Below are 18,714 nucleotides of genomic sequence, written 5' to 3'. Positions count from 1 at the left end.
AACATGAAACAGAATCTCAAACCGTTAATCGCGATCACGATCACGATCCTTCTTGGCGCACTAGTCGCCTGGGCCGGCTCCTACAACGGTGCCGCCGTTGGCTCACTGCCGCTCTTCGCGGTAGTCGTGGCCCTCGCCTTCGTCATCCAATGGCTCGTGTACATCCACGCACAGCTGAACATGACGGAAAAGTACTTCGACCTGGCCGGCAGCATCACATACATATCGATCTCCCTCATCATTCTCCTGACGGTCCCCGATCTCAGCACACGGTCGATCATCCTCGGCCTCATGGTCATGCTGTGGGCACTGCGCCTCGGCTCCTTCCTCTATCTCCGTATCAAGAAGGACGGGCGGGACAGTCGTTTCGACGAGATCAAGAAGGTTCCGCTCCGCTTCTTCAACGTGTGGAACATTCAGGGCCTGTGGGTCACATTCACAGCATCCGCCGCATGGATTGCGATGACGTCTGCCGACCAGGTCGATGTCGATTGGCGCTTCTTCGTCGGCGTTGCCCTGTGGATCATCGGCGTCGTCATCGAGGTGACCGCCGATGTCCAGAAGAGGATGTGGCGGAGCAGACCAGAGAACAACGGACGCTTCATCACGACCGGCCTGTGGGCCTGGTCGCAACACCCCAACTATTTCGGTGAGATCACCCTGTGGCTCGGGGTCGCTCTCGTTGCGCTTCCCAACCTGTCCGGCTGGCAATATGTCGGCCTGCTTTCCCCCGTCTTTGTCACGATCCTTCTCACCAAGGTCAGCGGCATTCCGCTCCTCCAGAAGCAGGGCGAGAAACGCTGGGGCGACGAACCCGCGTACCGCGACTACATTGAGCGCACGTCACTGCTCGTGCCGCTCCCACCACGCACCAAGTAGTGACGGAGGGGTTGGCAACGGCCGGCCCCTCCTCGTCGTCGAAAGAAACATCCATGCGCATATGGTCACTCCACCCCCGCTACCTCGACCGCCAGGGCCTTTTGGCCGGGTGGCGAGAGGGCCTGCTCGCACAGGCAGTCCTCAACGGACAGACAAAGGGCTACACGAACCATCCTCAGCTCATCCGGTTCCGCGAATCTGTGGACCCGCGGGGCGCAATCGGCACCTATCTCAGCTACATCGCAGAAGAGGCCACGGCCCGGCAGTACAAGTTCGATGCAACGAAGATCCTTCTCCGTGCAGAACCAGACATTCAACTCACTGTCAACGAAGGACAGCTCGACTACGAACGCCGCCACCTCCTCGCAAAAGTGCAGACTCGTCACCCTGACGACGCGGACAGAATCGCCTCCCTCATGGTCCCTGCCGATCCGCACCCGCTCTTCACGGTTGTCCCCGGCGATATCGAATCGTGGGAGCGCTTCACAACCCGATAGGGACATGTCGGCTCACGGCCGTTTTGCCTTGTCGCATGGGAAACGCTAGGAGCCTAGTACGCACTATCGCCGGTCTCACGCAGAGCCCATGTTTCCGGATCGTGGCACGAGCCGGATATGTCATGACAGGGCTTGTCCACGCCATGATCGGCTGAATCTGCCGCGGGCGCGCCCTCATTGTTCTCGATGGCGCCCCGATCCAGGCCGAGCGGGTCAAAGCAACGCACTTCGAGGACGAGGCCTCCATCGAAGCGATCTACCAGCACTTCGCGCACGCCACGATGGACACGCCAGAGACCAGGGAGCTGCTGTTCGACTACTTCGTCAACAAGATCTTCGTCCAAGCCGAGACGCTGACCATCGCGTCCTGGTTCTTCAACGGCGGCGCCCAGATCACCCATGAGAGCCTCGACGAGGCACGAAAGAAGGGGAAGTGTCAGAGTTCGACACTTCCGTTACCTTGTTGATGGGTCCTTAAGGAATATCGGACAGGCGTTTGGACAAGGCTGATGGCCCCGGCGCATTTACTCCCGGCTGGGTTCCATAATCTCCGGTCGGACGACGGAACTGCTCTTGGCGCTCACGGTCACCCGCACTCATGTTCATGCCCTAGTAGTGTGCGGCGCAACCACCTCCATCACTGAGATAAGGAGATCACGAGGTTTGCTCCGGGGCGAGAACTCTCACACGTCTGCAATAAGACCTGCCCGGGCAACGAGAGGAGTCTGTCTACCCCATCTCGGTATTCTCCCCATGTGATTGCAGAGATCGTGTACGTCCCAGATCTAACACCACTGAAAGTGACGGTTGAAGCGTCCTGGGTTTGTTGGAGGCTCCGTACTTTGGAAAGAGAATGGGACTATGCCACAGCATGTGAACAAGGGGCGCCGATACTCCGGTAAAGAGAAAGCTGCACCGGTCCGGATGGTGCGTACCCTTCGCGACGAGCTCGGCACGAGCCAACGAACGACTGTGCGCGTGGCCAAGCATCTCGGTTACGGAGTCGAGTCAGTGTGTGCATGGGTGTGCCACGCAGACATCGACGACGGCGTGAGAGTAGGGTCACGACCGACGTTCAAACACGCATGCGGGAACTTGAGCAGCAGAATCGGGATCTCAAACGGGCCAATGAAATCTTGAAACGTGCCGCGTCGTCCTTCGGGGCGGAGTCGGGCCGCCAACACACGAATGAGAGGCCTTTATCAACCGCACCAAAGATGACGTTGTTGCTGACCGTCATCTCCGGGGTCGAGCGCATCTGCCGCGTGGTGCAGGCGACCCCATCAACGTATGACGCCGCAAACGGCAGGCCAGCCTCTGCCCGGCACGTTCAGGATGTAGAGGTAGCACCGCAGCTTCATACAATCTGGGAGTCGAACTACTCCGCCTATGGGGTGTGTCGTGAGAAGCGGGTGACGACCCCGAAGCCTGACCAGACAGCGACCAGGCATCCTGACCTGGTCAATCGCGTGTTCAGCTCGGATGCGCCAAACCCGTTCTGGGTTACCGATGTGACGTTCGTGCCAACCTGGCAGGACGTCGCCTACGTGTGCTTCATCATCGACGTGTTCGACCGCGCGATCATCGGATGGCGGTGCGCATCGAACATGAAGACCGAGACAGTGCTTGATGCGATCAAAATGGCACGTTGGTCACGTGGTAGCCAACTTCCAGAGTTGCGGTGTCACAGCGATGCGGGCAGTCAATTCACGTCGATTCGATACGGTGAACGCCTCACAGAAATCGGGGCGACGCCCTCGATCGGGACCGTTGGTGACAGCTACGATAACGCTCTCGCCGAGACCGTGAATAGGTATGACAAGGCTGAGCTCATACGCGGACCCACGAAATCAGGGCCGTGCAAAACAGTTGATAAGCTTGAGCTTGCGACCCTCGGCCGGGTGCACTGGCACACCACCAGGCGGCTGCATAGCTACCTCGGCGATGCGCCCCCCAGCAGAGTTCGAGAAGTCGTTCTACGCCGGGATAATGGGATAACCAGCACCAAAAAACTGGTCCAAATCACATGAGCTGAGTCTCCACCAAACCCAAAGCACTTCACACCGCAGGCATGTGAAAGAACAGAGCACCACCAAGACCACCGATGTTCCCTAAATGGCTCACCGTGCCCTTACTTCCCTAATCCACCGCAACGAAAGAATTCGACCAAGGTCTTCGAACAATGTACGACGGAGCGTTTCTTGTCTGTGTGGCATATGTACGACAATCTTTGGGAAAAAGAATCCAGTTGGAACCGGGCGTTGAATCAGATACTGCCGTCCAATCGCGACTAGCTCACTGATAAACGCCTCTATCTCTTCAACGGGCTGATCATCGTAACCAGTCCGTCCGGTCATATAGCCATCAGACGTCCACACCTGATTGATCAGGCCACAATCGGTCGTAACGCTGAAGCTTATCTCCGAACAATTCTCAGGGTGCCCGCGAAGCATTACTTCCCCTGACTCAACCGACACCTCATACACATTGTCATCTACCACCCGGGCCACCTCCTCCATGAAGGAAAACAACGCCGCTACTCTCGGATTCACATCGCTCATATTCGATTACTTCCTCCTCGGCCACATTTGCCACTGTCTCACGTCTTTGTTTCTCGTTAGGAAACCCTTGCCTCGCTCCATGTGAACACTATAGGGATGCCACTTCTTCTGAGCAGCGCTCAGCTTGTTGTAGTGTTTGGGTGCCGAACCAAGCGACACACGGAGGTTCCCCATCCCGTCCTTTCCGATACGCCAATGCTTGTTCTGCAGTGCCTTCTTCCCCACCACTTTGCCTGCGTTGAGTACCTTAGGTGCGGCAGCCGCTGCACGTCCGGCGACAAATCGTGCTCCTGTTGCCAGGGCAGCTCCACATCCGAAGCTTCCAACCACACACACTGTTGCGACGACGGCCACAACGGCCACAACGGCCACGACTTTCTTCCAGTGGCGACTCCACCACGAGTTGCTGTCAAGATCCATCTTGTTGATGGGGTCTTGCGGGTAACCGTATTCGGTGGTGTTTCCACCTGGGACTGGGTCAACAGAAGTAAACAGACCAGTGACAGGGTTATAGAGGCGTGACCCCATCAATACGAGGCCAGTTGTGTCATCAACTGCGCGTTCCTTACCTCCGAGCCAGCCATACGTGATGGGGCCACCATTCATGGTGCCAGTGGTGAGCTTGTTACCGTACTCGTCCCACTGGCCCAACTCGCCAGGGGTGAGGGTATCGCCTTCAGATGTCAGTGTTGTCGCCACGTTCCCAAGCGGGTCCACAATGTTGAGAACAAGGACACCATCAGTCATCGAAGCACCAAGGTCTCCACCAATAGAGGACACATACCGCGTCACGCTCGATGACTCATTCGTTGTCGTGGAAACCCAACCAGGATTATCACTCTCATCCGTATAGTGACGGACGAGTTGTGTCTGACCCCCCGATACGGTCAGCGTCTGGTTCAACCGCCTTCCTGCCGGGTCAAGCGTGAAGGTGCTCGTCGCACCGTTTTGTGAGGTTGACGCAACCAGATCATTGTCGTAATAGGCGATGGACAGATCTCCGCTACCTGTCACCGTGTCACTGCCTGGGATCACTGTTTGGCGGCCCAACCCGTCATACACATACCCACCCTGCCCATCACTCCCCGACTGGACCCTGTTCGCAGCATCAAAGATCCAGGACGACAAAATGCTCATCACTGTGCCATATTTCCCGGTGCCCGTAATATTGGACGACAAACCGCATCGGAAACTGACCACTATGTTATGTTGCCGTCACTATCATGAACGGCGACACAGATTATCTCCTTCTTAGCCAACGAAAAGTCAATATGTTATGCAATGACCGGTTCAAATTTTGCGTCAAGACGACTTCCCCTGAGGCGGTGTTCAATACGATCTTCGGAAAGAAACGACCCGTGGGAGTGGGACGCTGTTCGAGAAAGGCGCGGCCTTCGTCTATCAACTCGTTGAGATAACCTCTCAACTCCTCTGGACTGTCGGTATTCTCCCATAGCCTGAAATCACCAAACCAATTCATCGTGTCGAACATGACAAGCTCACCACCCCTGTACCGGATCGAAAACCATACAGACGGATCTCTTTCTTCCCACATCGTCATGTAAGCACGACTATTTTCTTCCAGAGAAAGCTCGAACACGAGACCTTCAATACCAGTGGAAAACTCCCGCATTAGTTCTATCGCCATCGCGATGCTCTTCTCCGACATCTTACTTACCTCGGTCGTGGCCATAGTTGGTTCCGAACACCAGTCCGATGATTATAGATAGCTCCGCCTGACTTTTGCATATGGACATGATATGGCTGAAGCTTTTGCCTCCACGCGGATAGGTCCTTAAAGTGATTCTTTGCAGCACCTATACTCACACGGAACGTCCCATCCGATTTCGGGCCTATCCGGAGAACGTTGTTTCCGTTGTTGATGAACTTACCAACTTTAGTGTTGTAGAAGGCCTTCCCGGCAGCTTTGCCTGCGTTGAGTACCTTAGGTGCGGCAGCCGCTGCACGTCCGGCGACAAATCGTGCTCCTGTTGCCAGGGCAGCTCCACATCCGAAGCTTCCAACCACACACACTGTTGCGACGACGGCCACAACGGCCACAACGGCCACGACTTTCTTCCAGTGGCGACTCCACCACGAGTTGCCGTCAAGATCCATGGTGTTGATAGGGTCTTGCGGGTAACCGTATTCGGTGGTGTTTCCACCTGGGACTGGGTCAACGGAAGTAAACAGTCCAGTGACAGAGTTGTAGAGGCGTGACCCCATCAATACGAGGCCAGTTGTGTCATCAACTGCGCGTTCCTTACCTCCCAGCCATCCATAGGTCAGCGGTCCACTCACGGTACTGTGTGCAGTGAGTCTATTGCCGTACTCGTCCCACTGGCCTAACTCGCCAGGGGTGAGGGTGTCGCCTTCAGATGTCAGTGTTGTCGCCACGTTCCCAAGCGGGTCCACAATGTTGAGAACAAGGACACCATCAGTCATCGAAGCACCAAGGTCTCCACCAATGGAAGACACATACCGCGTCACGCTCGATGACTCATTCGTTGTCGTGGAAACCCAACCAGGATTATCACTCTTGGGCTGACCCCGTTTCGTAGGTCCGGGTGTTCTGAGAGTTGTCCTGTTGCCCGCGGCTGCGGGCAGGGAGACTGGTCAGATCATGACGAACAACAGCAGGAAGCGTCACACCCCGGAGCAGGTGGTCCGCAAGCTCGGGCAGGCCGACAGGATGTTCGCCGACGGGCAGGATGTCGCGGCGGTGTGTCGGGAGCTTGGGGTATCCGAGCAGACTTACTACCGGTGGCGGAACCAGTACGGCGGCCTCAAGGCCGACGACGCGAAGCGCTTCAAGGAACTCGAAAAGCAGAATGCCACCTTGAAGCGGTTGCTCGCGGAGGCGGAGCTGGAGAAGGCGGCGCTCAAGGAGTTGGCTGAAGGAAACTTCTAGGCCCGGGCAGGCGCCGTGCCGCCGTCGCTCACCTGATCAGGACACTGCAGGTGAGCGAGCGGATGGCGTGCCGTCTGGCCGGGCTCTCACGCTCCGCATACCGGCGTCCACTCAACGCCGACACGGTCGCGGACCCAGACCCGGCGCTGCGGAACTGGCTGCGCGCCTGGGCGAAGAACCATCCCCGCTACGGGTACCGGCGCGCGTATCACGACGCCCGCGCTGAGGGGCGGGTGGTGAACCACAAGAAGATCCAACGCCTCTGGCGTGACGAGGGCCTCCGCGTCCCGCAGCGGCGTCGCCGCAAACACGTCGGCTCCTCGACCATCGACGCGCCGACCGCGGACGCGCCGACTGCGGTGTGGGCAGTGGACTTCCAGTTCGACGCCGACGAACAGGGCCGGCCGATCAAGATCTGCTCGATCATCGACGAACATACTCGAGAGTACATCGGCGGGCTCACCGAACGGTCGATCACCACCGACCGGCTCACCGCCCACCTCGAGGACCTCGTCGCCACCAGAGGCGCCCCCGCGGTGCTCAGGTCCGACAACGGGCCGGAGTTCATCAGCGACGCGATGGCCGACTGGGCCGGCACCCGCACCGGACTGTCCTACATCCCGCCGGGCTCGCCATCGCGCAACGGGTACGTCGAGTCGTTCAACAGCCGGACCCGCGACGAGTGCCTCAACATCAACAGCTTCTACTCGCTGCCACACGCCCAGGTCCTGATCGGCGACTGGAAAGACGACTACAACCACCACCGACGGCACTCCTCGCTCGGCTACCTACCCCCAGCCGAGCACGCTCAAAAGTGCACCCATCAAATCGAAACCGACGACTCACAGACCGTCCGGACCGAATGAAGGGGGCGGCCCAGGAGAGTTGCCCGCCGACATATTCAAGAGCACCACGTACGTGCTACTCACGGACGTCGAGGATGGCATCGCTCCTCATCCCGTGCCGGTGGAATACTCCCCCATCGATGATGCCTACCTTGCCCGGTTCGGTCTATGGGACAGGAGGTGCCATGTAGGGCACCGGTCATAAGGCGTTCCTGGCCCGCATACCCTCTATACGCCACACGAAGAGCCCTATAGGCCAAAGCCTTAGATGCCGAAGTAGGTCGTGTTCAATCTGGCTTGAACAAACGAAGAAACCCCCGGAATCTCAATGATTCCGGGGGCTTCCCGTGGAGATGGGGAGATTTTACCTATATAGGTCCTGACCAGCGCAAACACAAGAATTGAAGATCGTGTTCCTTAATTGTGCCTGTTTGCGTTTCGGCGTGTCGAATGTGGAAATGAGCGCCTGTGCTCCATTCGTGTCCACATGCCACACGATCCGCACACTACAGAGGTAGCAACCTATCCCTGATGTGATGAGGACCTACCGTGGCAGACTCCTATTTGAGCCTAGAGGAAACAGCTACCCACATGGGCGTGTCTGTCAAAACTGTGCGGCGCAAGATCTCTTCTGGGAGTTTGAAGGCGTATCGGATCAAAGGAACGTCTCGGCGTTTGTGGATCAAGGAGTCTGATATTGAGAAGGCCTACACTCGCGTCAAGACCATCGGATCGTGAGAACACCCCTGCCCGTGTGATAGTTGCGCGTTCGGGTCTGTGACACCACACAACCCCACCTTCACGAATGAAGGTGGGGTTGTGTGGTGGTTTGGGGGTTACTTCCCTATTGCGATGGCCTCAATGAGGCGGGGGTTATCGTGCAGGGCCTCTTTCATAGCTGGGGCCTTGATGGTGACGGTGCGGGTAGGCGCGCGGCCGTCAGTGTGGACGACTCCGTCAGGAACCTCTTTGAAGATTTCCGCGATCGCTTTGGCGGTAAACAGTGAGGCTGAGACCGTGCGCTCAACATGCTTTTCGAAGAAGTCGTTGTGGGTGACACCGGCTTTGCGGCACACCTCCTTAAACCTCTCGACGTTTGTGATGGTGAAGGTTGTTGTTGTGTCGACCGGGACACTGATCTCGCGCTCCTCACACCATTCCAAGAATGCGTCGATGTCCTCAAGCGCATACGTGCCAGGGTTCTTCTCTCCGAGTTTGACAGTTGCGACGACGTGCCCATCAATGACGGCTTCCATTCCTGCGTCGTTGGGAAGAACCGTGGACAGGTGTGCCCACGCACTCTCGTAAGCCTTCTTGCCTGCCTTCTGCAAGAGTTGGCTGAGAGCCACCGTGCGCAAGGCTTGTGCGGTGGCGTCGTTGGGACTGTCCGGTAAACGGTGGATGTGGGTCTGGCCTGACTGAAAGGTAAGGCAGTGACAGATTCACGATCGACCGAAATGATTGATCCCGTGACGGGACAGATCATTGATCAAAGAGAGCTTGCCGAGCAGCTGCTCGCGCAGGCCAAGGAACAAGGCGTGAGCCTGGTCGGGCCGGGAGGCCTGCTGGCCGGGCTGACCAGACAGGTCATCGAGACCGCGCTGGATGCGGAGATGACCGAACACCTCGGCTACGAGAAACACTAGGTCACCGACAACGTGAATGCGCGTAACGGGACCAGAGCCAAGACGGTGATCACCGAGATCGGGCCGGTCGAGATCGAGGTGCCCCGGGATCGGGACGGCTCGTTCGACCCGCAGATCGTGCGCAAACGGCAGCGCAGGCTGGACGGGATCGACCAGATCGTGCTGTTCTTGACCGCCCGGGGCCTGACCACCGGAGAAGTCTCAGCGCACTTCGCCGAAGTGTATGGGGCTAGGGTGTCGAAGGACACGATCTCGAAGATCACCGACAAGGTCATCGACCAGATGACAGAGTGGGCAGGCCGTCCCCTGGATCGCGTGTACCCAGTGGTGTTCATCGACGCGATCGTGGTGAAGGTCCGTGACGGCCAGGTCACCAACCGGCCGTTCTACGCCGCTATCGGCGTCACCACCAGCGGGGAACGCGACATTCTGGGTATCTGGGCCGGTGATGGTGGTGAGGGTGCGAAGTACTGGCTCGGCGTCTTGACCGAGATCAAGAACCGGGGTGTCGACGATGTCTGCATTGTGGTCTGTGATGGGTTGAAAGGCCTGCCCGAGGCGATCACGACCACGTGGGAGCTCGCGACGGTGCAGACGTGCATCATCCATTTGGTCCGTAACACGTTCAAGTTCGGGTTAAAGGCCAAAAGTGGTGTTTTTATTCTGATGGGTGTGTCGCGGGTTTAGTGTGGTCGTCCGGCCCATCCTTTTCGTGTCCAGAGTCCTTCTTCTGGGGTGAGTGCGGTGTCGTAGTGGACGGGCATGTCCCCGACGCTGGGTTGTGGTTTGTGTCGGGTCTTCTTCGGGATGGTGTGTCGCTTGGGTCTGCCGGCCGTGTTCCAGTCTCGGAGTATCTGGCTGGCTGGCTGGGGATTCTCGGTCGTGGAATGGAGGTACCAGTCGATCATTGCCTGCATGTGGGTTTGACTCATTCCTCTGTGGGTGTGGGTCAGTTCGCGGATGCGAGCGTTGATTGATTCGACAGGGTTCGTCGTCCGCTCCCGTGGCGGAGTGAAATCCAGGTAGGCGAAGAGGCTTCCCTCGTGTTGGAGGCGTGCTAGGCGGTGGTAGACGCGCCTGTCACGTTCATGGGTGTACCACCATGTTCGCCCGTGACGACGCTGGTGTGTAGGGACGTCACGAGCCCAGGTACGTTCCGTGAAGAAAGCCTCATATTGGGTGTGTAGGGCTACAAGGAGCCCACTCCATGTGGCAGCTTCTTGCCTCGTTGAAATCTTCAATAACCGTTGCGATAACGCTAAAAGGGCTTGACCGGCAGGCGTTGCGGGATGCCTGGTCAGGTCGCGTAGATTGTTGCGGTGAACATGGATCAGGCAGCGTTGGACGGGAGTGTCAGGCCACAGAGCGTTGAGCGCTGTGAGGGCTCCACGCGCCCCGTCGGTGGTGACGAGGTCTGGTGGTGTCAGCTGGCCTAGCAGGGCGGTGTAGGCGGCAGTGTTTTCGCGGGTGGCCCACTGCCAGGCAACAACATGTGTTGTATTGCGGGCGATGAGCAGGCACCAGCCATAGGGTAGGTAGATCCCGTCAATGAAGACGTTCGAATAGATCTCACCGGTTGGTTCTGGCTTCGCACTAGGAATGTTCCAGCACCATTGCCAGGTACGGCGTTGGCTTCTCAGGCTGGTGTCGCTCATGTGTGCTTGTGCCTGTCACATATTCGAGGAATCGGGTGAGAACAGCTACGTCGGAAATGTCGGGGCGAGCAGCACTGTCACGGTGTGGATCTTGGCCACAGGTTACGCACCGGTAGCGGATTCGTCCGTTGCGGTACCCGTTCTTTAGGACTGGGCCACGCGCGCAGATGGAGCAGGGTCGTGTTGATCGTCGTCTTCCCACACACCCATATGCAGGCATTACAGGGTGCTACCACATAACCGGAGGAAAGTGGGAGAAGCAAGCACAACCACGCCTCATCTTGCCCCACAAGCAAGACGATGCGGACCTTTCCCTACCATCACAACGAATACCCAAACATAAAAACACCACATTTGGCCTTTAGCCCTCAAGTTCGCGTCCCGGAAGTACTGGGATCAGATCGCCCGGGATCTGCGCCCGGTCTATACGGCCCCCACTGAGGCCGCAGCTAGGGAACGGTTCGAGGAGTTCGCTACGAAGTGGGACGCCCAGTATCCGGCGATTCGGGGACTCTGGGAGCGGGCCTGGGACCAGTTCATCCCGTTCCTGGACTACGACGTAGAGATCCGCCGAGTGATCTGCTCAACGAATGCGATCGAATCCCTGAACGCCCGCTTCCGGCGAGCAGTACGAGCCAGAGGCCACTTCCCCAATGAGCAGGCCGCGATGAAATGCCTGTACTTGGTGACCCGCTCCCTTGACCCCACCGGGCGGGGACGGGCACGATGGGTAACCAGGTGGAAACCCGCCCTGAACGCCTTCGCGATCACCTTCGAAGGCCGAATCAACTAAAAATGCGCCAGACCACATCCACCGTTAAACGGACACTCCCGAAGTTTCACGCGTGATGGTTGAGTCCCCTGATGGGATCGTTTGGAATGAGGCGGATCGTTGGCGTGAGTCGTTGGACTCATTCAAATTGGGGGCGGCCGTCGTGAAGGTGTGTGAGTTGCCGACGTTTGATGATAGCCAGATCGTTGCTACGCACATCGGAGAGGTCCCGGAGCTTTGGGGTGAAGTTGAACGCCTTGTTAAGCGTGTTGAAGAACCGTTGACGTTGGAGGATGCGGCGGGACGTTCGTACACGAATGGTTATGTTGCGAATTTGCGTTGTACGTTTGAGATTTGGGGGGTGTGATCGTTGTGGACAGCATTCAGATCGTTGCTGGTTCGGTTGCGGCGGCCGTGGGGCCGTTGCTGGATTTGTCGGAGTCGTTGAGTGGTGTTGTGTCGCTCATTCAAGCGCAGGGAGCGGAACCATGGGCCGTCGTGAAGGTTGGGGAATGCTACCCCGGCTCGAGATCGTACTTTCCGTGTTATCGGGATGGGCTGACGGGTGATGCCGATCGTCGGCAGGCCCACATGGGCGTGTTAGTGACGAGTGGCGTTTCTGGTGATCGTCATATTCGGCTAGTGCTTGGGCGTTCAGTTCGGATGATTCGTGAGAGTAATCGTTCGTCGTTGTTGGCGTAGTTGTGATCGTTGTTCTTTGGGAAAGGGTGTGAGGTTCATGTTGTCGGCAAGTGATGCCCGTGTGTATTCAGATTATTCACGGCGGATCGTTGGGGATCGTTGCGTCATGGGGAGGGGTGATCGTTGTGGCAACGTTTGAGTTTGTTTGCACTGTTCGTATGCGTGAGATCGTTGCGGAGGTGCCGGTATCATGACCGTTATGGTTCGTAGCAAGGGTGGACGTCCGAAGTCTGTTGCAAATATTCCCGAGTCGGACTGGGATCGTTTGATCGTCGCGGATCGTGCACTCGAGGATGCCCGGCAGGCGGCTGTGGAGGCTGGGCGTGCGCGTGCGCGTGTCATGCGTGAGCTTGCCGATGCTGGTGCTACCCAGTCCGAGATCGCTCGGAGGTTGGGTGTTACATATCCTGCGGTTCAGGCAGCTTTGAGGTCTTTGTTGTGATGTAGACTTGTTTTTACTCCTTGGTTTGGCTTGGTAACTTTACCAATGGTGGTGACCCCCCGCTTCTTTGTGAGGCGGGGGTCTTTGGTTTACCTAGGGCGTCCGCGGAAGATCGCGTGGATGCCGGCTGTGCAGATGGTGAGCAACAACCACCATGCTTTGGCGAGTAGTGAGGCGTTTCTTTGTACGTGGGACATGAGGGCTGTGCCTTTCAGTGGGTGCCGGTTTAGGTTTTACGTTAGCCGATTGTTGTGACAGTTTTTGTGGAATGTCTTTCCTATGGTCGTTGTAATCGTTGCGTCTAGGGTTAAAGGCCAAAAAGTGTGTAATGGTTCGGGCGTGTCGGGGGTCTATTGTGATCGGCCTGCCCATCCTTTTCTGGTCCAGAGTCCTGAATCGCCCTGGGTTTAGTGGAGACTCAGCTCATTTGATTTTTACCAGTTCTTTGGCGCTGGTATCCCCAGCATAGAACTTTTCTTCGAACTCCGCAGGTGGCACGTCCCCGAGGTAGCCGTGGAGCCGCTGCGTGTTGTGCCAGTGCACCCATCCCAGCGTCGCGAGCTCGAGATCATCAACCGTTTTCCACGGCCCCGACTTCGCTGGCCCGCGCACCAGCTCAGCCTTGTAGTATCCGTTCACCGTCTCAGCGAGGGCATTGTCATAGCTGTCACCGACAGTTCCGATCGAGGGCGTCGCCCCGATCTCCGCGAGGCGTTCACCGTAGCGAATAGACGTGAATTGACTGCCCGCATCGCTATGGCAGCGCAGCGCCGGGAGGTGCTTGCCGCGTGACCATCGTGCCATCTCGATCGCGTCGAGTACCGTCTCGGTCTTCATGCTCGACGCACATCGCCAGCCCACGATCGCGCGACTGTATGCGTCAATGATGAAGCACACGTAGGCGACGCCCTGCCAGGTCGGCACGAACGTCAAATCGGTCACCCACAACTGGTTCGGCGTATCCGCCCTGAATACCCGGTTCACGAGATCAGGATGCCGCGGCATTCGCGGGTCAGGCTTCGTAGTTTTCACGCGCTTGTCCCGGCGCACGCCCTCAATCCCGAGTGCTTTCATGAGCCGGGCGACCTGATCACGGCCGATATTGATGCCCGCACGCTGCGCGGCTTTCCAGAGCTTCCGCACGCCATAGACGGAGTAGTTCGATTCCCAGAGCTCGAGCAGTCTGGGCGCGAGCTCTGCATCTCTAATTTTCCGAGCAGAGGCTGGTCTGCCATGCGCGGCATAATACGTCGACGGGGCCACCTGCAAAACCCTGCAGATGCGCTCGACCCCGAGCCTTCGGCCGGCCACGATATCGTCCTTGTTCGCGTTAATGAATCGCACTAGCTCCGGTGTTGGCGGTCGAGCTCCGCCCCGAAGAAAGACGCGGCACGTTTCAGGATTTCATTCGCGCGCTTGAGTTCACGGTTCTCTTGCTCAAGCTCTCGCATACGTGTCTGCTCGTCGGTCGTAACACCAGCTTTCACACCGTCATCGATGTCAGCTTGACGCACCCAGGAGCGCACTGACTCGACACCATAACCGAGCTGCTCAGCCACCCGCGACGTCGTTCCTTGGCTCGTACCGAGCTCGGCGCGGAGCGTTCGCACCATCCGGACCGCTGCAGCCTTTTCCTCAGTGGAATAGCGGCGTCCCTTGTTCTTATGTTGGGGCATGAATCCATTCTCCATCCGTAACTCTGGAGCCTCCATCAAACCCAGGGCGATTCAATGAGCTGATTCTGAAAAGTTGGAGATACGATCCCTCTCCACTGGGATGACAAGCGGCTGGAAACCTCCAACTGAGTTGGAGATATGTTCCCCCTCCACTGGGGTGACAAGGAACAGGAGAAGTAGCAATGGATTCAACGTTGGAGATATGTTCCCTCTCCACTGGGGTGACATGCCCTTGCCCGTCAGGTTGTCGTGGTTCAGTTGGAGATACGATCCCTCTCCACTGGGACTACAGGGGCGGGCTGAGTGATGTGCAGTTGGAGATATGTTCCCTCTCCACTGGGACTACAGGTGCGCGAAAGCGGCGAAGATCGTCAGCAGTTGGAGATATGTTCCCTCTCCACTGGGACTACAGGCGGCTGATCGTCGTAATGCTGGAACTCAGTTGGAGATATGTTCCCTCTCCACTGGGACTACAGGCGGCTGATCGTCGTAATGCTGGAACTCAGTTGGAGATATGTTCCCTCTCCACTGGGACTACAGGGACGAGCCGCCGATGCTCTCCATCTCCTGTTGGAGGTCAGTTGGAGATATGTTCCCTCTCCACTGGGACTATAGGGCTACCGAAGTGCTCTTCGCAGCAGTTGGAGATATGATCCCTCTCCACTGGGACTACAGGGAAGTCCCGCAGGTACCGAGCGGTTGCCGTTGGAGATATGATCCCTCTCCACTGGGACTACATGGGATCGACCGGAGGCCTCCAACGAGGAATGTTGGAGATATGTTCCCTCTCCACTGGGACTACAGGGGTAAAGCATTTTTTCTTGATATATCAATGATATGTCAGTGTGTAATGTCATGAAAATCGGGCACATTCATCGGATACCGCCCGAGAAACCCTCGGCTTTAGCCGTGGGGAGGAAAGGGCGGCTACACGTCTTTCTGCGCTTCGATGTACCGCTTGACAACAGCGAGCGTTGCCCCGCCAACCGTGGCAACAAAGTACGAGTTCGTCCACAGGGATGGCAACCTGGACTTGACGTGCGGAAACTCTTCCCTGAGCATTCGTGACGACCTGCCCTTAATCTGCTTGACAAGCCGGTGAATCCCGTACTGAGGGTCACATGTGACAAGCAGATGTACGTGGTCGGGCATAACTTCGAGTTCTTCAATGGGCGCGTCTCGTTCCTCGCACACGTCCATTTAGTCAATCGGTTCGGCGTTGACAACCACTTCCCAGATGCCTTGGCTATCGACGAGATTGCCATATTCTTTGCCGTTCTCATCGAGCATATAGGTCATTTTGAAAGACGTGCCCGCGGCAGGATCCTGAGATACGATCTTGTAGTTGGCGGCATTCTCCTCAGTGACTAGTGTTCCGTCGGGCGTAATAATCCGGACCAACAAGTTGCCCGCTCCAACCATCACTCTGAAATCTTCATTCAAACTCCAGGTTGCAGCCTGGGCAACATTCTGCCCGACCAAGTTCGGTACCACTCCGATGTGCTTATCAGAGGCAACCGGCGTTGTGCCAACTTCTGGTACCCCACTGGAAGTTGCTGCCGCGGCTAAGCCGTCCTTGTAACCCTTTGAATAATCGTCAGAGGGACTGGAGGTACCCGCCGAGCAAGCGGCCAGCGAAAAGGCAAGTGGCAGGGCAGCTAATATTGCGGCTAGTTTTGTGCTGCTCTGCAGCAAAGTCGGGTGAGTGCGCATGAGGTGTCTTTCTTGTGTTTATGAGAATGGTGGTGTGATTCAGGACGCATATGACTCATAGTCCGTTGTCCCATAGTCATAGTAGCGGAAATGATAGCCAAGACCCGCCTGAGCCTGTCCGAACGAACTTTCAGGTGCGAATGCGGTTACACCGCAGACCGTGATGTGAACGCAGCCCAGACGATTCTGGCCCTGGCAGAAGTAAACCAGGTAGGTGTTGATGGTGTAAGCCGACCCGAGAGAACCCCGGTTCTTGACGGCGCTACCTGAGCCTAAAAGCCCCCGGATTCATCCGTGGTCGTACTTACCATGCTGTCAGCTTCGCAGCTCGATGACATCAAGGGCGTTGTCGTCGACGTCGTACTTGGTTTTGCAAGTACGACACATTACTTTCATCTCGCCTTTCTTCCGGGTGTTCAATGTGGCGCACGCGGTGTGAATGGTCGAGATATATGCGGAGCTCACTTTCGTGACGGAGGCCCCATTACGAGCGGCGACTGAGGTGATTTTCTGTCGCAACGTCGCAGCAGCCGTGAAGGATCGGTTGGCTGGTGGGTCTCGTCCAGGCTTTGTGTTTGGGCGTTCTTCTGATCAGCTTGTTGCTGGTGACTGGTTTGGTTCTGGTAGTGACACGTTAGCCGCCTACCGCAAGTAGGTGTGTAGGTCAGGTGTGGCGCACTCAACGCACCACACCTGACCTCCTCCCGCACCTAACCCCCCACCCGTGGTGCCAGTGCCAAGTGTGATGGAGAGGTTACCGGCCACATGAACTGGTCCTTGGAAGATGGGTTGGTGAGTTTAGCTCGGATTCTCAGGGGCAGCTCAAGGCCGACGGCTTTGACAATCTGAATGTGACTCCATCCGGTGCAGGGACGAAGGCGAGGTACTTCTAGATCGTGGTTCTAGAACTACCCACTTCCTGCCCGGTGGGCGATGGGAAGTTGCGGGCCGCGCCCGCAACCACCCACCGCACAACGGAATGCTCTCTACCTGTGTTTCGCCTTTGGCGGCTCTTCACTGTGCGGGACTGTCCGGTAAACGGTGGATGTGGGTCTGGCCTGACTGAAAGGTAAGGCAGTGACAGATTCACGATCGACCGAAATGATTGATCCCGTGACGGGACAGATCATTGATCAAAGAGAGCTTGCCGAGCAGCTGCTCGCGCAGGCCAAGGAACAAGGCGTGAGCCTGGTCGGGCCGGGAGGCCTGCTGGCCGGGCTGACCAGACAGGTCATCGAGACCGCGCTGGATGCGGAGATGACCGAACACCTCGGCTACGAGAAACACTAGGTCACCGACAACGTGAATGCGCGTAACGGGACCAGAGCCAAGACGGTGATCACCGAGATCGGGCCGGTCGAGATCGAGGTGCCCCGGGATCGGGACGGCTCGTTCGACCCGCAGATCGTGCGCAAACGGCAGCGCAGGCTGGACGGGATCGACCAGATCGTGCTGTTCTTGACCGCCCGGGGCCTGACCACCGGAGAAGTCTCAGCGCACTTCGCCGAAGTGTATGGGGCTAGGGTGTCGAAGGACACGATCTCGAAGATCACCGACAAGGTCATCGACCAGATGACAGAGTGGGCAGGCCGTCCCCTGGATCGCGTGTACCCAGTGGTGTTCATCGACGCGATCGTGGTGAAGGTCCGTGACGGCCAGGTCACCAACCGGCCGTTCTACGCCGCTATCGGCGTCACCACCAGCGGGGAACGCGACATTCTGGGTATCTGGGCCGGTGATGGTGGTGAGGGTGCGAAGTACTGGCTCGGCGTCTTGACCGAGATCAAGAACCGGGGTGTCGACGATGTCTGCATTGTGGTCTGTGATGGGTTGAAAGGCCTGCCCGAGGCGATCACGACCACGTGGGAGCTCGCGACGGTGCAGACGTGCATCATCCATTTGGTCCGTAACACGTTCAAGTTCGCGTCCCGGAAGTACTGGGATCAGATCGCCCGGGATCTGCGCCCGGTCTATACGGCCCCCACTGAGGCCGCAGCTAGGGAACGGTTCGAGGAGTTCGCTACGAAGTGGGACGCCCAGTATCCGGCGATTCGGGGACTCTGGGAGCGGGCCTGGGACCAGTTCATCCCGTTCCTGGACTACGACGTAGAGATCCGCCGAGTGATCTGCTCAACGAATGCGATCGAATCCCTGAACGCCCGCTTCCGGCGAGCAGTACGAGCCAGAGGCCACTTCCCCAATGAGCAGGCCGCGATGAAATGCCTGTACTTGGTGACCCGCTCCCTTGACCCCACCGGGCGGGGACGGGCACGATGGGTAACCAGGTGGAAACCCGCCCTGAACGCCTTCGCGATCACCTTCGAAGGCCGAATCAACTAAAAATGCGCCAGACCACATCCACCGTTAAACGGACACTCCCGCGTCGTCGAGTTCTGGTGTATCTGACATGTGTCC

The 18,714-nt window shown here is 57.6% G+C and carries 17 protein-coding genes and 4 pseudogenes; 11 read left to right on the top strand and 10 right to left on the bottom strand.

Annotated elements, in window-relative coordinates:
• The first annotated feature begins 3 nt into the window (after nt 1-3).
• Together H2O17_RS04565 and H2O17_RS04560 are read left to right on the top strand one after the other, a co-directional pair.
• A complete protein-coding gene (locus tag H2O17_RS04565; protein WP_182050569.1) occupies nt 4-879 on the top strand; it encodes a DUF1295 domain-containing protein in 876 nt (291 codons plus the stop codon).
• Nucleotides 880-932: 53 nt separating this feature from the next.
• On the top strand, nt 933-1,376 hold the full coding sequence (locus H2O17_RS04560) for a pyrimidine dimer DNA glycosylase/endonuclease V (protein ID WP_182050567.1): 444 nt from the start codon (nt 933-935) through the stop codon (nt 1,374-1,376).
• A 53-nt stretch (nt 1,377-1,429) separates the two neighbouring features.
• Here the strand turns inward: H2O17_RS04560 and H2O17_RS04555 are convergent, their stop codons facing one another.
• Nucleotides 1,430-1,777, bottom strand: a complete 348-nt coding sequence (locus tag H2O17_RS04555) for a hypothetical protein (RefSeq protein ID WP_182050565.1) — start codon at nt 1,775-1,777, stop codon at nt 1,430-1,432.
• Nucleotides 1,778-2,237: 460 nt separating this feature from the next.
• Between H2O17_RS04555 and H2O17_RS04550 the strand changes: the two are divergent.
• Nucleotides 2,238-3,374, top strand: a pseudogene (locus H2O17_RS04550) (IS3 family transposase).
• 122 nt (nt 3,375-3,496) lie between these two features.
• Here the strand turns inward: H2O17_RS04550 and H2O17_RS04545 are convergent.
• From H2O17_RS04545 to H2O17_RS04530, 4 genes are all read right to left on the bottom strand, one after another.
• Nucleotides 3,497-3,937: a hypothetical protein gene (locus H2O17_RS04545; protein ID WP_182050563.1), complete on the bottom strand. Its 441-nt coding sequence runs from the start codon at nt 3,935-3,937 to the stop codon at nt 3,497-3,499.
• A gap of 6 nt (nt 3,938-3,943) precedes the next feature.
• Nucleotides 3,944-5,074, bottom strand: coding sequence for an RHS repeat-associated core domain-containing protein (locus H2O17_RS04540; protein ID WP_182050561.1), 1,131 nt, complete (start codon nt 5,072-5,074; stop codon nt 3,944-3,946).
• A gap of 103 nt (nt 5,075-5,177) precedes the next feature.
• Nucleotides 5,178-5,606, bottom strand: coding sequence for a hypothetical protein (locus tag H2O17_RS04535; protein WP_182050559.1), 429 nt, complete (start codon nt 5,604-5,606; stop codon nt 5,178-5,180).
• Nucleotides 5,607-5,611: 5 nt separating this feature from the next.
• Entirely contained in the window at nt 5,612-6,382 is a 771-nt protein-coding gene (locus H2O17_RS04530) for an RHS repeat-associated core domain-containing protein (protein WP_182050558.1), read from the bottom strand.
• Between the two features lie 178 nt (nt 6,383-6,560).
• Between H2O17_RS04530 and H2O17_RS04525 the strand changes: the two genes are divergently transcribed.
• Together H2O17_RS04525 and H2O17_RS04520 are read left to right on the top strand one after the other, a co-directional pair.
• Nucleotides 6,561-7,714, top strand: a protein-coding gene (locus tag H2O17_RS04525; protein ID WP_182050556.1) for an IS3 family transposase whose coding sequence is annotated in 2 segments (ribosomal slippage) — nt 6,561-6,840 and nt 6,840-7,714 — 1,155 coding nt in all. Because the reading frame shifts where the segments join, the coding sequence is not laid out codon by codon here.
• A gap of 528 nt (nt 7,715-8,242) precedes the next feature.
• The gene (locus tag H2O17_RS04520; RefSeq protein ID WP_220456826.1) at nt 8,243-8,431 is read left to right on the top strand and encodes a helix-turn-helix domain-containing protein; all 189 of its coding nucleotides are present in this window, start codon (nt 8,243-8,245) and stop codon (nt 8,429-8,431) included.
• Nucleotides 8,432-8,529: 98 nt separating this feature from the next.
• Here the strand turns inward: H2O17_RS04520 and H2O17_RS04515 are convergent, their stop codons facing one another.
• Nucleotides 8,530-9,042, bottom strand: a complete 513-nt coding sequence (locus tag H2O17_RS04515; RefSeq protein WP_182050553.1) for a hypothetical protein — start codon at nt 9,040-9,042, stop codon at nt 8,530-8,532.
• Nucleotides 9,043-9,150: 108 nt separating this feature from the next.
• Here H2O17_RS04515 and H2O17_RS04510 point away from each other — a divergent pair.
• Nucleotides 9,151-9,981: pseudogene (locus H2O17_RS04510) on the top strand (IS256 family transposase); the annotation flags it as partial.
• Nucleotides 9,982-10,022: 41 nt separating this feature from the next.
• Here the strand turns inward: H2O17_RS04510 and H2O17_RS04505 are convergent.
• Nucleotides 10,023-10,994, bottom strand: a complete 972-nt coding sequence (locus tag H2O17_RS04505; RefSeq protein ID WP_182050551.1) for a transposase — start codon at nt 10,992-10,994, stop codon at nt 10,023-10,025.
• A gap of 352 nt (nt 10,995-11,346) precedes the next feature.
• On the opposite strand from H2O17_RS04505, the pseudogene H2O17_RS04500 reads away from it, so the two are divergent.
• A pseudogene (locus H2O17_RS04500) lies at nt 11,347-11,787 on the top strand (transposase); the annotation flags it as partial.
• 880 nt (nt 11,788-12,667) lie between these two features.
• Nucleotides 12,668-12,910, top strand: a complete 243-nt coding sequence (locus H2O17_RS04495; RefSeq protein ID WP_182050549.1) for a MarR family transcriptional regulator — start codon at nt 12,668-12,670, stop codon at nt 12,908-12,910.
• Nucleotides 12,911-13,333: 423 nt separating this feature from the next.
• On the opposite strand, the gene H2O17_RS04490 is transcribed toward H2O17_RS04495, so the two are convergent.
• From H2O17_RS04490 to H2O17_RS04480, 3 genes are all read right to left on the bottom strand, one after another.
• Nucleotides 13,334-14,586 (bottom strand): IS3 family transposase gene (locus tag H2O17_RS04490; RefSeq protein ID WP_246311326.1). Its coding sequence is split into 2 segments (ribosomal slippage): nt 13,334-14,295 and nt 14,295-14,586, totalling 1,254 coding nucleotides; the frame shifts between segments, so codons are not numbered across the junction.
• Nucleotides 14,587-15,513: 927 nt separating this feature from the next.
• Nucleotides 15,514-15,786, bottom strand: a complete 273-nt coding sequence (tnpA, locus tag H2O17_RS04485) for an IS200/IS605 family transposase (RefSeq protein WP_425486307.1) — start codon at nt 15,784-15,786, stop codon at nt 15,514-15,516.
• On the bottom strand, nt 15,787-16,299 hold the full coding sequence (locus tag H2O17_RS04480) for a hypothetical protein (protein ID WP_182050547.1): 513 nt from the start codon (nt 16,297-16,299) through the stop codon (nt 15,787-15,789). It abuts the gene before it with no gap.
• A gap of 90 nt (nt 16,300-16,389) precedes the next feature.
• Between H2O17_RS04480 and H2O17_RS11800 the strand changes: the two genes are divergently transcribed.
• From H2O17_RS11800 to H2O17_RS04460, 3 genes and pseudogenes are all read left to right on the top strand, one after another.
• On the top strand, nt 16,390-16,569 hold the full coding sequence (locus H2O17_RS11800) for a zinc ribbon domain-containing protein (protein WP_220456825.1): 180 nt from the start codon (nt 16,390-16,392) through the stop codon (nt 16,567-16,569).
• 169 nt (nt 16,570-16,738) lie between these two features.
• Nucleotides 16,739-16,954: a hypothetical protein gene (locus H2O17_RS04465; RefSeq protein WP_182051066.1), complete on the top strand. Its 216-nt coding sequence runs from the start codon at nt 16,739-16,741 to the stop codon at nt 16,952-16,954.
• Nucleotides 16,955-17,400: 446 nt separating this feature from the next.
• Nucleotides 17,401-18,639 (top strand): annotated as a pseudogene (locus H2O17_RS04460) (IS256 family transposase).
• Nucleotides 18,640-18,714 lie beyond the last annotated feature (75 nt).

Origin of the sequence: Changpingibacter yushuensis (assembly GCF_014041995.1) — a bacterium.
Classification (GTDB): Bacteria; Actinomycetota; Actinomycetes; order Actinomycetales; family Actinomycetaceae; genus Changpingibacter; species Changpingibacter yushuensis.
The sequence above is the reverse complement of the archived record's forward strand: the minus strand, read 5'-3'. Positions and strand labels throughout refer to the sequence as shown.

Bases quoted from the DNA above. Each gene is read 5' to 3' on its own strand.
- H2O17_RS04505 (WP_182050551.1), bottom strand. From the start codon at position 10,994: ATGAGCGACACCAGCCTGAGAAGCCAACGCCGTACCTGGCAATGGTGC.
- tnpA (WP_425486307.1), bottom strand. From the start codon at position 15,786: ATGGACGTGTGCGAGGAACGAGACGCGCCCATTGAAGAACTCGAAGTT.
- H2O17_RS04555 (WP_182050565.1), bottom strand. From the start codon at position 1,777: ATGGGTGATCTGGGCGCCGCCGTTGAAGAACCAGGACGCGATGGTCAG.
- H2O17_RS04480 (WP_182050547.1), bottom strand. From the start codon at position 16,299: ATGCGCACTCACCCGACTTTGCTGCAGAGCAGCACAAAACTAGCCGCA.
- H2O17_RS11800 (WP_220456825.1), top strand. From the start codon at position 16,390: ATGATAGCCAAGACCCGCCTGAGCCTGTCCGAACGAACTTTCAGGTGC.
- H2O17_RS04535 (WP_182050559.1), bottom strand. From the start codon at position 5,606: ATGTCGGAGAAGAGCATCGCGATGGCGATAGAACTAATGCGGGAGTTT.
- H2O17_RS04530 (WP_182050558.1), bottom strand. From the start codon at position 6,382: ATGACTGATGGTGTCCTTGTTCTCAACATTGTGGACCCGCTTGGGAAC.
- H2O17_RS04465 (WP_182051066.1), top strand. From the start codon at position 16,739: ATGGTCGAGATATATGCGGAGCTCACTTTCGTGACGGAGGCCCCATTA.
- H2O17_RS04560 (WP_182050567.1), top strand. From the start codon at position 933: ATGCGCATATGGTCACTCCACCCCCGCTACCTCGACCGCCAGGGCCTT.
- H2O17_RS04565 (WP_182050569.1), top strand. From the start codon at position 4: ATGAAACAGAATCTCAAACCGTTAATCGCGATCACGATCACGATCCTT.
- H2O17_RS04495 (WP_182050549.1), top strand. From the start codon at position 12,668: ATGGTTCGTAGCAAGGGTGGACGTCCGAAGTCTGTTGCAAATATTCCC.
- H2O17_RS04545 (WP_182050563.1), bottom strand. From the start codon at position 3,937: ATGAGCGATGTGAATCCGAGAGTAGCGGCGTTGTTTTCCTTCATGGAG.
- H2O17_RS04540 (WP_182050561.1), bottom strand. From the start codon at position 5,074: ATGAGCATTTTGTCGTCCTGGATCTTTGATGCTGCGAACAGGGTCCAG.